This is a genomic window from Bacillus sp. EB106-04-02-XG92 (assembly GCF_058791995.1).
Genome location: NZ_JBYTEA010000001.1, coordinates 21,318 through 34,455, shown reverse-complemented (window position 1 = coordinate 34,455; position 13,138 = coordinate 21,318). Strand labels below are relative to the sequence as shown.

The following is a 13,138-nucleotide window of genomic DNA, read 5'->3' as shown; positions in this document are numbered from 1 at the left end:
TGAAAAGTGAAATAATTCTTAGAATTAAAAAAGTATCGTTTTTAATAATGTGTACTTCATCAAAATTTTAAATGGGAATTGTATATTTAATCATCTTTTGAATTCTATAGTTTTTTTAATAGTTCGCAAGTACATATGCATAATTGCATAAAGATAATACATTCAATTTTATATAAAATGTTTTCATTATAAAGTATGAACTAAACTTTTGTATGTATTTATTCTCATACTAATGAGGGATTTCAAAAAGATGTTGCGTATATACAATAATACGTAAGCATGTATAAAATTTTTAGTATGGGAGGAAGAGCATGAAGAACTGGGTAAAGTTTCGAATAGCGCGTCCAACTGATAAATTTGAAAAGGTTATAGAATTCTATGAAAAAGGATTAGGCTTAAAACGTATAGGTGAATTCTACAATCATGAAGGCTATGATGGGGTCATGTTTGGACTCCCAGAGGAAGAGTATCATTTAGAATTTACAAGACATATAGATGGGAGTCCTTGTCCAGCTCCGACAAAAGATAATTTACTTGTATTTTATATGAGTGAAGATAGTGAAATGAAAAAGGTGAGTAAAAGGCTGCATGCATTGGGTTATGACGAGGTCGAACCTGAAAACCCATACTGGAAAGACAAGGGGATAACGATAGAGGATCCAGATGGTTGGAGAATTGTGTTGATGAAACTAGAGGAATAATGTGTAATGATGCTTGAAGTTCAAGTAGGAGGAAATACGTAAGAGGGCTTTCTTTTGAGGGGATACACTCATGGAAAGCTCTTTTGTTTATAATCTGAAAAATAAAATTTGAAATTATGTTCTGAAAAATTATAAAATAAGAACGTATATTCCTTTTGGTTTGAGAGGAGTGTCTGTAAAGATGAAGAGAACACTAGGGGGGCTTTTTTGTGATATGCCGGATTAAGGATGCAGAAATATATTATGAAATCATTGGCGAAGGACAACCAGTCATTATTATACATGGCTGTGCACCTGATCATAGATTAATGAAGAGATGCATGGAATCAGTATTTCAAAAATATAAAGGTCACCAAAGAATATATATTGATTTACCTGGCATGGGGAAATCGAATGCTCCAGATTGGATAAATAGTTCAGAACATATGTTAGAACTGTTACTTGCATGTATTGAAAAAATTATTCCAGCCAAAAATTTTTTATTAGTAGGGGAGTCCTATGGCGGATATTTAGCTCGAGGTATACTCACAAAGCTGTTTGAAAGAGTTAATGGATTACTATTAGTATGTCCTGTTGTTGTAGCGGAGCAAGAAAAAAGGAACCGCCCGAATAAACAGGTAATTGTACAAGATAAGGAGTTTTTAAATAAGCTTACTTCAACTGTTAGAGAAGAATTTTGCGAGTTAGCAGTGGTCGCGAATGAATATACATATACGAGATTTAAAGAGGAGATTAAGCCGGGACTAGATATTGCTAATTATGAATTTATTGAAAGATTGCAACAGAATTACTCTCTTACTATGAATTTGCATCATAAGAAATATGAGAAACCTGTTCTTTTATTAGCTGGAAGACAAGATATATCGGTAGGTTATCAAGATATTATAGAAATTATTGATGGTTACCCAAGAGCGACATTAGCGGTGTTAGATAAGGCAGGGCATAATTTGCAAATTGAACAGCCTGAATTGTTCGAGAGTTTAGTAGGAGAATGGATTACACGAACAAATCAGCAAAGTTTATAAAAGACGAATGAATATTTTCAAGGAGGCAGTATGAATACATATATTTATATGGTTAGGCATGGTGAATCACCAAAATTAGAAGGAGATGAAAGAACACGTGGGTTAACTGAGAAGGGATATATGGATACCCGTAGAGTAACTGACATATTAAAAGCGGAGAGGATTGATACTTTTATTTCCAGTCCCTATAATCGGGCTATGTTAACGATAGAAGGGGCAGCTAATTTCTATGAAAAAGAAATAGTAGTATATGAAAATCTCAAAGAGTGTATGTTTTTAAGTGAGGGTCAGGTTATATCAGATAAAGAAGTGTATCCACTTGTAAAGAAGATGTTCTCTAATCCGGACTTTACACGAACGGAAGGAGAGTCATATAAGGATTGTCAGAGACGGGTAGTGAAAGTGTTAAAAGAAATATTAATGGGTTTTCAAGGACAAAAAATTGTAATTGGTACACATGGTCTTGTCATGACATTAATGATGAACTATTTGGATAAACAATATGATTTTGAATTTTTAATGAATACGTCAAAACCAGATATATATAAGATGGAGTTTAAAAAAGAACAATTAATGAATGTAGAGAGATTATGGAAAGCGGAATAAAATTGGTTGTATGGATTTTTTTGTAAAAGATACTTTTATAGTAAAATATTCTTATTTAAATAGAATGCATTTTTATCAACTGTTTTTAGAATGTTAAATCAATAAGTAATTATTCAGTATTTGAATAAATTATGTGGAATTTGGTTTAGGGAAACAATTTTAAATGTGACAAAATTCCAAACAATGGATTTATATTCAATTGGAGAAAAAGATGTAGAATTTTGTCTTACGGTCTCCGTTTACTTTTCATTTCATTACATATAGGCTTTGTGGTGTAAAGGGAAAAATCGCCTTTACACAAAATCTATAAGGGGGACATTGTGATGAAGAAGATTAAAAAGTTTGCGGGAGTTGCTTTAGCGGGGACGATTGGATTAAGTGGACTACTGTTTTTAGAACCAAGTGTAAGTGCTGCGGAGGCACAGCAAGTGAAAGAGGAGAATTTCAATGCAATTGATGTATCGATGAATCTAAATGAATTATATGTATTAAGTGGCAGAAGCATTGATGTTCTTTCTGGAGATAAAGAAGCAATTCAGCTAAATAAATACACAATTCGTTTTAGTAAACCTGGGAAGTACGTTATTAGGGTAAATGGTTGTATTTATAACGATGTATATACTTTTATTGTGAATGAGTAGTATATATTCTTAAATTGTGAGATGAAAAAGAAACACCCTATTTGCGGTGAGAATCGTAAATAGGGTGAATTCATTTGTATTAAGTGATGTTTTATAAATTTTCATTAATTTGCTCTTTGTTTTTGCTATGTAAAGTATGTAAAAGTGTTTGAAACATCTTAAATGATTGTTGAAAGATTGGACTTTGAATAAAGGTGTACAGAAAAGTTACGATGAAAATAGGACCCCCTAGCATAAATCCAATAACTAGTACAACACATTCTACTATAATTCTAGCACGGCTAATAGACAGTCCTGTTTTGTCGGAAATAGTAAGCATGAATCCATCGCGAGGTCCAGCACCGATCCCAGCCGCAACGTACATCCCTCCCCCAATCCCTGTAATTGCAATACCGGAAAATAAAATGAGTAAGTTTATCCATAAATAATTACTAGCGTCTGGAAGTATGTTTGATTGTAAGAAAAAGTCCATAATGGGACCGATAAGTAGTGCATTCAAAAATGTACCCACATTTATATATTTTCGATCTACTAGTAAAGAAATGAGAACGAGACATAATCCGCATATAACACTCCATGTACCGATGCTCCATCCAAATCTTTGGTAGAGAGCCATATTTAAAACTTCCCAAGGATGTAAACCGAGGAATTTAACTTTGACTGCAAGAGCATTTCCAAGGCCAAAGAAAATTAATCCTAAGAAAAAAAGAAAATAGTGAAAGAGGGTGAGCCTCATCTTTAATACCTCCCATATTTATAATTATGTATGTTACATGTTAGAGTTGTGGTGAGCAAATATTATGAATTTTTATTGTTTGTGAAAATGTAATATATATCTTCATAGCCAAAAAAGTTAAAATATTTCGTCTCAAGGATTATAATAGAGAAAGAAATATACAAGGGAGTGAATGAATTTGAAACAAGAACTTATTGAAAGATTTACGAGATATGTAAAAATTGATACACAATCAAATGAAGAAAGTCATACAGTACCAACAACACCTGGACAAATTGAATTTGGTAAGCTATTAGTGGAAGAGTTAAAAGAGATTGGGTTAACAGAAGTGACGATGGATGATAACGGGTATGTAATGGCAACACTTCCTGCTAATACGGATAAGGATGTTCCTGTAATCGGCTTTTTAGCACATTTAGATACGGCAACAGATTTTACAGGGAAAAACGTAAAACCACAAATTCATGAAAACTTTGATGGAAATGCGATTACGTTAAATGAAGAGCTAAATGTTGTGTTAACACCAGAACAGTTCCCAGAATTACCATCATATAAAGGGCATACAATTATTACAACGGATGGTACGACACTTCTAGGAGCAGATGATAAGGCTGGTCTTACAGAAATTATGGTTGCAATGAACTATTTAATACATAATCCGCAAATTAAACACGGGAAAATTAGAGTTGCATTTACGCCGGATGAAGAAATTGGCCGTGGACCAGCGCATTTTGATGTAGAAGCGTTTGGTGCATCATGTGCTTATACGATGGATGGAGGTCCACTAGGTGGTTTAGAGTATGAAAGCTTTAATGCTGCAGGTGCTAAGTTAACGTTTAACGGAACGAATACACATCCTGGAACAGCGAAAAATAAAATGCGTAACGCAACTAAACTTGCGATGGAGTTTAATAGCTATTTACCGGTGGAAGAAGCGCCAGAATATACAGAGGGTTATGAAGGATTCTATCATTTACTTTCTTTAAATGGTGATGTTGAGCAAAGTAAAGCGTATTATATTATTAGAGATTTTGATCGTGAAAATTTTGAAGCGCGTAAACATAACGTTGAAAATATTGTGAAGCAAATGCAAGAGAAGTATGGACAAGATGCAGTCGTTTTAGAAATGAATGATCAGTACTATAACATGCTTGAAAAAATTGAACCAGTGAGAGAAATTGTTGATATTGCATATGAAGCAATGAAAAGTTTAAATATCGAACCAAATATTCATCCAATCCGTGGTGGAACAGATGGATCACAATTATCGTATATGGGATTACCAACGCCGAATATTTTCACAGGTGGTGAAAACTATCACGGGAAGTTTGAGTATGTTTCGGTAGATGTTATGGAAAAAGCTGTGCAAGTTATTATAGAAATTGCAAGACGATTCGAAGAACAAGCTTAAACAGGGACCAAGTAGTGCAAATGCGCTACTTGGTTTTTTAGTATAATACTCGCCACAAATAAAAAGTTGCGTAAGATTCCCAGTTAATCCAATTTGCCGCAAAATCTTTTATTTCCTGTTTAGTCGGTTTACTTTCAGAACCTGTTATATATTTAATTGCATTGTGCAAGCCAACATCGTCAATTGGAAAAGCGGAAGGAAATCGTAAACAGCGCATTAAAACATAGTTGGCAGTCCACGGTCCTATACCATGTATAGCAGTTAATTGTTTTTCAGCTTGTTTCACGTCTTGTATTTGTAGTAAAGATTCTTTTGATAGTTTTCCTTCTGTAATTAGCTTTGCAATACCGATTAAATATTCGCACTTTCTAGTCGTCATTTTTAAGTTTTTGAGATCATCTACATGTAAATTGGCAATCGTTTCAGGAGAAGGGAATATCCAATGTTTTCTATCATTCCACTCTACATAATTTCCGTAGTGTTCGACTAATCGTCTTTTTAGTGTATAAGCATATGTGAGGTTAATTTGCTGACCGATAATTCCCCAGGAAAGTGCTTCAAATAAGTCTGGAATACCTAAAGTACGAAGGCCATAATATTGTTCAATTGGTCTTTGAAGGAGTACATCATGTTTAGCTAATGTATAAAAGGGAGTTAAATCAGTAGTTAAATCAAACCACTCTTTCACATAGTTAGCTACAGCTTTGTGTATCGATTCTTCAGATGTATATAATTCTTCTAAAAAACGTATTTGAATATGTCCATCCGTATTCATACTAATTTCAACTAAAGGATTTACATCGTGAACAGGGATAACTTTATAAATTTTGTTATTTTCAATGTGGAACATACATTCATTGTTAGAACGTGATAGATAGCGTACATTTTCTTGGTAACTAAATTCTGTTGGAACTGCTAAAGTTAAAGTGCTAGTATATTCTGCTGTCATATACATTTTACCCGCGACTTTTCTAATGTAAGCAACTCTTTCTTCATTTCTAATCCACCTCTAAAGCCGGTTAGTTTCCTATTTTTCCCTATAACGCGATGACAAGGAATTGTAATAAGTAGAGGGTTGGCAGCAATAGCAGTAGCAACTGCACGTATAGCAGTAGGTTTTTGTATTCTTTCGGCAATTTCTGAATAAGAATATGTCTTCCCATAAGGAATTTCACGTACCGTATTCCAAACAGATAATTGAAAGTCAGTTCCGTAAGTATCGATAGGGAATGTAAAGGTTTCTCGCTTGCTTTCTAAATACTCGATAACTTCTTTCGTATATGTTTGTAGATAATCTGGATTACAGGTTAATATATGCTGTGGCAATTTTTTTCTAGCCCATGTATTTAATTCTTCTAAGCTTTCGTCTTGTGATCCAATGAAACATAGTCCATTTTCAGTTGCAGCAATATGAAACTGCCAATTCTTATGTGTAAGTAGCATCCAATATATAAATTTATTTTTGTAGGAATTCATTATTGTATCCCTCTTTCATTTCGTTCTTTTTTCGATACTCAGTAGGCGTAAATCCGGTTTTCTTTTTAAATAATGTTGCGAAATATTCGGAGTTTTCTATCCCGACAGCAGTACTAATTTCTTTAATGGATTGATTTGTTTGTAATAGCTGTTCTGCCGCTTTTACAATCCGGAATTGTTGTATATATTCTATTGGGCTTATTCCTGTCATTTTTTTGAAAGTACGTTGTAAATGAAATGGGCTACCATGGCACATTTCAGCAAGTATGTCGAGAGTTAATAATTCATCAAAATGTTTCTCGATATACTCTTTAATTTGTTCTACCCACTCTTCATTAGGTAAAGTGATTCCGTTTGGCTTACAACGTTTGCATGGGCGAAAGTTTTCACTTAATGCTTGCTCTGCATGATGAAAAATTCGTACATTGTTCCTATTCGGTATTCTTGATTTGCATGACGGCCGGCAAAAGATTCCTGTTGATTTCACAGCATAAAAGAATTTACTATCATAGGAAGAATCATTATGAATAATCGCTTGCCAATGCTCATTTGTTAACGTAACTCCTTCATTGTGCAAAGAACATCACCTCTGAAGCTAGTATAACCTGAATAAAGTACGTATGTATGTATTCACAAATGTAAGAGCAAGATTACAAAGGTGAAAATATGATTGTTTTTCTATTTTGTGATAGCATGAAATTTGGAAATAAACATCAAGAGGAGGACTATAAGTGAAGTTAATTTCATGGAATGTAAATGGTTTGCGAGCAGTTATCGCAAAAGGTGGATTTTTAGAATATCTTGAGGAATCAAATGCTGATATATTTTGTTTACAAGAGATTAAATTACAAGATGGGCAAATTGATTTAAACCTAGATGGATATTATACATACTGGAATTATGCTGTGAAAAAAGGCTATTCAGGAACAGCTATTTTCACGAAAAAAGAACCACTTTCTGTAACATACGGTTTAGGTATTGAAGAGCATGATCAAGAAGGACGAGTTATTACTTTAGAGTTCGAAGATTTTTATATGATAACGTTATATACGCCAAATTCAAAACGTGGATTAGAACGATTAGATTACAGAATGAAATGGGAAGATGATTTCAGGACTTATATTAAGCAATTAGATGAAAAAAAGCCAGTTGTTTTTTGCGGAGATTTAAACGTTGCTCATAAAGCAATCGATTTAAAAAATCCAAAAAGTAATCGTAAAAACCCTGGATTCTCTGATGAGGAACGAGAGAAATTTACACGTATTTTAGAAGAAGGATTTATTGATACATATCGTTATCTGTATCCTGATCAGGAAGGTGCATATTCGTGGTGGTCGTATCGTATGGGAGCGAGAGCAAAAAATATTGGATGGCGTTTAGATTATTTTGTTGTTTCTGAAAGAATGAAAGACAAAATAACAGAGGCTAAAATTAATAGTGAAGTGATGGGATCAGACCATTGCCCAGTAGAATTACATATACATTTCTAAAAAAGAAGTATCTTCCTAACATCAGGTGGATACTTCTTTTTTTATTCAGTTTGTTAAAATTTTTCAAATCTTTCTTGAAATAATTGCATATTAAATATATACTTAGTAACGATAATCATTATCAATGAAAAATATTATCAATGGATGAGGTGTAAAAGAATTATAGTTTAGGGGAAGTGAACGAGAATGAGTTCTGGATAGAATTATTAATCTAATGAAATATATATGTAAGACAAGTTTCATATAGTTAAATTTTATTGAAAATTCGAGAGGAGTTATATAAAGATGAATAAGAAGTTATTTACATTAGGAATGGTTACAGTTTTAAGTGTAGGGCTAGCAGCATGCAATAGTGCGGATAAAACTTCAGGAGAGCAAAAGCAACAGACAAAAGCAACAGAAACGAAAAAAGACGAAAAAAGAAAAATTACATATTTAGGTAAAGAATATACAGTACCAGCAAAAGTAGATAAAATTGCGACAGCTAGTTTAGAGTCAATGGAAGATGCAGCGGTACTTGGTATTAAGCCAGTTGGTGCCATTACTGTAGGCGGTAAATTACCGAAGTATCTTGAAAAAGATTTAGAGGGTGCGAAATCTGTTGGTGAGAAAATGGAGCCGAATTTTGAAACATTACTTCAATTAAAACCAGATGTTATTACATCTAGTACGAAATTCCCAGCAGAAACAGCTGAAAAGTTTACGAAAGTAGCTCCGACATTCCCGGTATCGCACGTTTCAACAAATTGGGAAGATAACTTAAAGTTAATGGGAGAATTAACTGGTAAAAAAGATAAAGCGGAAAAAATTATTAAAGATTACAATGCAGATGCTGAAAAAGCAAAAGCAAAACTAGGAGATAAGTTAAAAGACAAAAAAGTTCTTGTCATTAGACTAAGAGCAAACGAATTATTCCTATATCCAGAAGGAGTATATTTCAACCCTGTAATTTATAAAGATCTTGGATTAACTGCTCCAGAACAACTAAAAACGGTAAAAGCACAAGAGAAAATTTCATTTGAAAAACTTGCTGAACTTAACCCAGATTATATTTTCTTACAATATGAGACAACTGAAAATAAAAATCCGAAAGTACTAGAAGAGATTGAAAAGAATCCAATTTGGCAAAGTATGAACGCTGCGAAAGAAAAGAAAGTATTTGTAAACGTTGTAGATCCAATGGCACAAGGTGGTACAGCTTGGAGTAAAACAGCATTCTTAAAAGAAGCAGTGAAAAAGTTATCTAAATAATACAATAAGTAAGGTGCGTTGAATGATATGCAGAAAACAAATGCAGTACCAGTGACTATATTATGTATTGCACCCATACTCATTTTATTTACAGTGATACTATCTATTTTGTATGGGGCCAAAAGTATTGATGCTCAAACAGTGTGGAATGCATTATTTCATTTTGATTCAAGCGATGTAAATCATAATATTATTATTACTTCACGTTTACCAAGGGTAGTTGCAGCTCTTTTAGTTGGAGCATTTCTAGCCATATCAGGAGCACTTATGCAGGGGATGACAAGAAACTATCTTGCATCCCCTTCTATTATGGGTGTGACGGATGGGGCAGCTTTTGTTATTACACTTTGTATGATTTTTCTTCCGGGAATGTCATCAATTGGTATGGTTGTATGTTCAATGATTGGTTCTGCGCTAGGAGCAGGTATTGTGTTTGGTTTTGGTTCGCTCCTTCAAAATGGCTTATCACCAGTTCGATTAGCAATTATCGGAACAGTTATTGGAACATTTTTAAGTAGTGTATCTGCCGCGATGGCTTCGTATTTCCAAATTTCTCAAAATGTTAGTTTTTGGTTTAATGCAAAGTTAGATCAAGTGGACCTAAATATTATTAAAATTACGATACCATTTGGGATAATTGGAATAGTTTTAGCACTGTTAATATCAAAATCTATTACGATTCTTTCTTTAGGAGAAGAAGTTTCTATTAATTTAGGGCAACGTACAAAACTAGTTAAAGCGATGTCTATTTTATCAGTTATTTTCTTAACAGGAACAGCAGTTGCTTTAGTGGGGAAAGTTGGTTTTGTAGGTTTAATTATTCCGCACATTACTCGCTTTATAATTGGGGTAGATTATAAGTGGATATTGCCATGTGCAGGCGTTATTGGTGGGGTTTTCTTAGCATTATGTGATGTTTTAAGTAGGTTTGTAAATTATCCATTTGAAACGCCAATTGGAGTCGTTACTTCCTTAATTGGAATTCCTTTCTTCCTTTATTTAATCCGTACAAGAGGAGGAGAGAGACATGCTTAAAAGTTCAAGTCAACGTTTTGGAATGACGATGGGGATTATTATATTTTTAATACTATGTGCTATTTATATTAGTTTAACGAATGGCACGTTTGATATTACGATTACAGATGTATTTAAAACACTCCTTAGAATAGATCCAGTACCAGATCATGATTTAGTTATTTTTGAGTTTCGTCTCCCGCGCATCGTAATTGCTGGATTAGTAGGATTGGGCCTCGGCGTTGCAGGCGCTGTAATTCAAGGGATTACGAGAAACGGACTGGCGGATCCAGGTATTTTAGGAGTAAATGCCGGAGCAGGAACAGCAATCGTCATCTTTATGTTTTTCTTTCAAGGACAATTAAAGAGCACAGACTGGATGTCTATTATGATGATGCCGATGTTTGGTTTAGTCGGCGGATTAGGTGCAGCTATTATCATTTATCTGTTTTCTTGGAAAAACGGTAAGTTAGATTCGCAGCGTCTTTTATTAACAGGGATTGCAATTGGATCAGGATTTGGAGCATTTTCTATGTACCTATCACTCAAAATGAAGTCAACTGATTTCGAGATGGCTGCAGTTTGGGTGTCGGGAAGTATATATAATGCAAACTGGAAGTATATTATTGCAATGTTGCCGTGGCTTATCATATTAATTCCGCTTATACAAAAGAAAGCTTATTTATTAGATTTATTTCAATTGGAAGAAACGAGTATTACAAGCTTAGGTGTTTCAGTAGAAAGAGAGAAATCTATTTTACTACTAAGTAGTATCGGACTTGTTAGTGCATGTGTGGCTGTTTCAGGAAGTATTGGTTTCATTGGACTAATGGCACCGCATATAGCGAAAAGACTTGTCGGTATTCAGCATAAGCATATCATTCCTACGTGCGGAGTAATCGGAATGTTCCTTGTAATTGCTTCAGACTTTATTGCAAAAACAGTTTTCACACCTGTAGAGTTACCAGTTGGAATCGTTATTTCTATTGTCGGCGTACCGTATTTCTTATATTTACTTTATAAGGCGAAAGCGTAAGAGGAGGAATAAAAGTGAGTATTTTAAGTGCAAAAAATTTAGAAACGAGTTATGAAAAGCTTACAGTGTTTCGCGATTTAAATGTGGAAATACAAGAAGGAAAAGTAACGACAATTATAGGGCCAAACGGGTGCGGTAAATCGACATTGTTAAAAACAATGGGAAGAATTTTAAAGCAAAAGAGTGGTAAAGTATATTTACAAGGACAGGATTTAAATACCATTCCAACGAAAGAAATTGCAAAGCAGTTAGCATTACTACCGCAAACTCCAATTGCGCCAGGAGAGCTGAAAGTAGAAGAATTAATTTCTTATGGACGCTATCCACATCGAAATAACGTAAATAAGTTAACTTCAAAAGATAAAGAGACGATTGATTGGGCATTAGATATTACGAAAACTTCTGAATTTCGAACGAGACAAATAGCAAATCTATCTGGTGGTCAAAGACAAAAGGTATGGCTAGCAATGGCTTTAGCGCAAGAGACAGAAGTGTTACTACTAGATGAACCAACGACATATCTTGATATGTCTCATCAATTAGATGTATTACAAATTGTGGAGAAGTTAAATAAAGAACATAATTGTACGGTCGTAATGGTACTACACGATATTAACCATGCAGCAAGGTTTTCAGATGAGATTATTGCAATGAAGGAAGGGGAAATCGTTACAACTGGTATCCCAGAAGAAATCATTACAAATGAAGTGTTAAAAGAAGTATTTCATATTGATGCGCGTGTCATGATTGATCCGTATAATGGGTCTCCTGTTTGTTTTGGATACGATAGCGTTGCACTTCAAGAAGAGAAAGTTGAAATATATGTAACGAGTTAAAAAGGGGGGATATAGGATGAATACTACTATTGAAAAACAGCAGATTATAACATCTAATACGGAACAGTGGAAAATGTATTCGAAAATAGAAGGTAAGGAATATCAAATTCATATTTCAAAGCCGAGGCAAACAGCACCAGATTCAGGATATCCTGTTATATACGTATTAGATGGCAATGCCTTTTTTCAAACATTCCATGAAGCGGTTAAAATACAATCAGTTAGAGCAGAAAAAACAGGTGTTTCACCAGCAATTATAGTAGGTATTGGATATCCAATTGAAGGGGCATTTTCAGGGGAAGAAAGATGCTATGATTTTACGCCTAGCGTAATTTCAAAAGATGCGCCTTTAAAACCAGATGGCAAACCGTGGCCTAAAACAGGAGGAGCACATAACTTCTTTACTTTTATAGAAGAAGAACTGAAGCCTCAAATCGAAAATGACTTTGAGGTTGATAAAGGAAAACAAACGTTATTTGGGCATTCGTTAGGTGGTTTATTTGCTTTACATATACTATTTACAAACATAAATGCCTTTCAAAATTATTTTATTAGTAGTCCATCTATTTGGTGGAATAACCAATCTGTGCTTGAAAAAGAAGAGAATCTTATAAGTGAATTAAATAGTGCGAAGTTTGAAACGGGAGTGTTCCTTACAGTTGGGTCACTAGAACGAGAGCATATGGTTGTAGGGGCAAACGAATTATCAGAGCGCCTTTTCCAAGTAAAGCACGATCAGTTTAGATTTACGTTTTATGAAGCTGAAGGGGAGAATCACGCATCTGTTGTACCGACTTCTTTAAGTAAAGGGTTAAGATTTATTAGTCACGTATAAATTGAATTAATTGTCTAATCAAATGAAAACGAAAGGCTATGGGGAAATTCTCCATAGCCTTTTGTTTGTGCAAGTAGAAT

General features: G+C 34.1%; 15 protein-coding genes. 11 read left to right on the top strand and 4 right to left on the bottom strand.

Annotated features, from left to right (window positions below):
- Positions 1–311: 311 nt before the first annotated feature.
- The 4 genes from AC3WVA_RS00185 to AC3WVA_RS00170 all read left to right on the top strand — a co-directional run bounded on the left by AC3WVA_RS00185 (position 312) and on the right by AC3WVA_RS00170 (position 2,973).
- The gene (locus tag AC3WVA_RS00185; RefSeq protein WP_098345313.1) at positions 312–701 is read left to right on the top strand and encodes a VOC family protein; all 390 of its coding nucleotides are present in this window, start codon (positions 312–314) and stop codon (positions 699–701) included.
- A gap of 209 nt (positions 702–910) precedes the next feature.
- A complete protein-coding gene (locus AC3WVA_RS00180) occupies positions 911–1,726 on the top strand; it encodes an alpha/beta fold hydrolase (RefSeq protein WP_098345314.1) in 816 nt (271 codons plus the stop codon).
- A 30-nt stretch (positions 1,727–1,756) separates the two neighbouring features.
- Positions 1,757–2,332, top strand: a complete 576-nt coding sequence (locus tag AC3WVA_RS00175) for a histidine phosphatase family protein (RefSeq protein ID WP_098345315.1) — start codon at positions 1,757–1,759, stop codon at positions 2,330–2,332.
- Positions 2,333–2,655: 323 nt separating this feature from the next.
- Positions 2,656–2,973 (top strand): hypothetical protein, encoded by a 318-nt coding sequence (locus AC3WVA_RS00170; RefSeq protein WP_098345316.1) that lies wholly within the window; start codon positions 2,656–2,658, stop codon positions 2,971–2,973.
- Positions 2,974–3,064: 91 nt separating this feature from the next.
- Here the strand turns inward: AC3WVA_RS00170 and AC3WVA_RS00165 are convergent, their stop codons facing one another.
- A complete protein-coding gene (locus AC3WVA_RS00165; protein WP_048530389.1) occupies positions 3,065–3,709 on the bottom strand; it encodes a YczE/YyaS/YitT family protein in 645 nt (214 codons plus the stop codon).
- 178 nt (positions 3,710–3,887) lie between these two features.
- On the opposite strand from AC3WVA_RS00165, the gene pepT reads away from it, so the two are divergent.
- The gene (gene pepT / locus AC3WVA_RS00160) at positions 3,888–5,120 is read left to right on the top strand and encodes a peptidase T (RefSeq protein ID WP_098345317.1); all 1,233 of its coding nucleotides are present in this window, start codon (positions 3,888–3,890) and stop codon (positions 5,118–5,120) included.
- A gap of 37 nt (positions 5,121–5,157) precedes the next feature.
- Here the strand turns inward: pepT and AC3WVA_RS00155 are convergent, their stop codons facing one another.
- From AC3WVA_RS00155 to adaA, 3 genes are read right to left on the bottom strand one after another with little or no spacing between them, the layout of a single operon-like run.
- Positions 5,158–6,069, bottom strand: a complete 912-nt coding sequence (locus AC3WVA_RS00155) for a DNA-3-methyladenine glycosylase family protein (protein WP_098881482.1) — start codon at positions 6,067–6,069, stop codon at positions 5,158–5,160.
- Positions 6,066–6,596 (bottom strand): methylated-DNA--[protein]-cysteine S-methyltransferase, encoded by a 531-nt coding sequence (locus AC3WVA_RS00150; protein ID WP_098520156.1) that lies wholly within the window; start codon positions 6,594–6,596, stop codon positions 6,066–6,068. Before AC3WVA_RS00150 ends, AC3WVA_RS00155 begins: the two co-directional genes overlap by 4 nt.
- The gene (gene adaA, locus AC3WVA_RS00145; RefSeq protein WP_048530382.1) at positions 6,577–7,173 is read right to left on the bottom strand and encodes a bifunctional transcriptional activator/DNA repair enzyme AdaA; all 597 of its coding nucleotides are present in this window, start codon (positions 7,171–7,173) and stop codon (positions 6,577–6,579) included. Before adaA ends, AC3WVA_RS00150 begins: the two co-directional genes overlap by 20 nt.
- A 154-nt stretch (positions 7,174–7,327) precedes the next feature.
- Between adaA and AC3WVA_RS00140 the strand changes: the two genes are divergently transcribed.
- The 6 genes from AC3WVA_RS00140 (at position 7,328) to AC3WVA_RS00115 (ending at position 13,058) form a co-directional block, all read left to right on the top strand.
- Complete coding sequence (locus AC3WVA_RS00140) at positions 7,328–8,086, top strand: exodeoxyribonuclease III (RefSeq protein WP_492321742.1); 759 nt, start codon at positions 7,328–7,330, stop codon at positions 8,084–8,086.
- A gap of 285 nt (positions 8,087–8,371) precedes the next feature.
- On the top strand, positions 8,372–9,337 hold the full coding sequence (locus AC3WVA_RS00135; protein WP_098881481.1) for an iron-hydroxamate ABC transporter substrate-binding protein: 966 nt from the start codon (positions 8,372–8,374) through the stop codon (positions 9,335–9,337).
- 27 nt (positions 9,338–9,364) lie between these two features.
- Positions 9,365–10,372, top strand: a complete 1,008-nt coding sequence (locus AC3WVA_RS00130; RefSeq protein WP_417902491.1) for a FecCD family ABC transporter permease — start codon at positions 9,365–9,367, stop codon at positions 10,370–10,372.
- Entirely contained in the window at positions 10,365–11,387 is a 1,023-nt protein-coding gene (locus AC3WVA_RS00125) for a FecCD family ABC transporter permease (protein WP_048530376.1), read from the top strand. The genes AC3WVA_RS00130 and AC3WVA_RS00125 overlap by 8 nt, the downstream gene beginning before the upstream one ends.
- Positions 11,388–11,401: 14 nt before the next feature.
- A complete protein-coding gene (locus AC3WVA_RS00120; RefSeq protein ID WP_098345323.1) occupies positions 11,402–12,223 on the top strand; it encodes an ABC transporter ATP-binding protein in 822 nt (273 codons plus the stop codon).
- 16 nt (positions 12,224–12,239) lie between these two features.
- Entirely contained in the window at positions 12,240–13,058 is an 819-nt protein-coding gene (locus AC3WVA_RS00115; RefSeq protein WP_098881479.1) for an alpha/beta hydrolase, read from the top strand.
- Positions 13,059–13,138 lie beyond the last annotated feature (80 nt).

Excerpts from the sequence above, each read along its gene's own strand:
- AC3WVA_RS00170 (WP_098345316.1), top strand. The coding sequence starts at position 2,656 with ATGAAGAAGATTAAAAAGTTTGCGGGAGTTGCTTTAGCGGGGACGATT.
- AC3WVA_RS00165 (WP_048530389.1), bottom strand. The coding sequence starts at position 3,709 with ATGAGGCTCACCCTCTTTCACTATTTTCTTTTTTTCTTAGGATTAATT.
- AC3WVA_RS00155 (WP_098881482.1), bottom strand. The coding sequence starts at position 6,069 with ATGACAGCAGAATATACTAGCACTTTAACTTTAGCAGTTCCAACAGAA.
- AC3WVA_RS00185 (WP_098345313.1), top strand. The coding sequence starts at position 312 with ATGAAGAACTGGGTAAAGTTTCGAATAGCGCGTCCAACTGATAAATTT.
- AC3WVA_RS00150 (WP_098520156.1), bottom strand. The coding sequence starts at position 6,596 with ATGAATTCCTACAAAAATAAATTTATATATTGGATGCTACTTACACAT.
- AC3WVA_RS00135 (WP_098881481.1), top strand. The coding sequence starts at position 8,372 with ATGAATAAGAAGTTATTTACATTAGGAATGGTTACAGTTTTAAGTGTA.
- AC3WVA_RS00130 (WP_417902491.1), top strand. The coding sequence starts at position 9,365 with ATGCAGAAAACAAATGCAGTACCAGTGACTATATTATGTATTGCACCC.
- AC3WVA_RS00175 (WP_098345315.1), top strand. The coding sequence starts at position 1,757 with ATGAATACATATATTTATATGGTTAGGCATGGTGAATCACCAAAATTA.
- AC3WVA_RS00125 (WP_048530376.1), top strand. The coding sequence starts at position 10,365 with ATGCTTAAAAGTTCAAGTCAACGTTTTGGAATGACGATGGGGATTATT.
- AC3WVA_RS00115 (WP_098881479.1), top strand. The coding sequence starts at position 12,240 with ATGAATACTACTATTGAAAAACAGCAGATTATAACATCTAATACGGAA.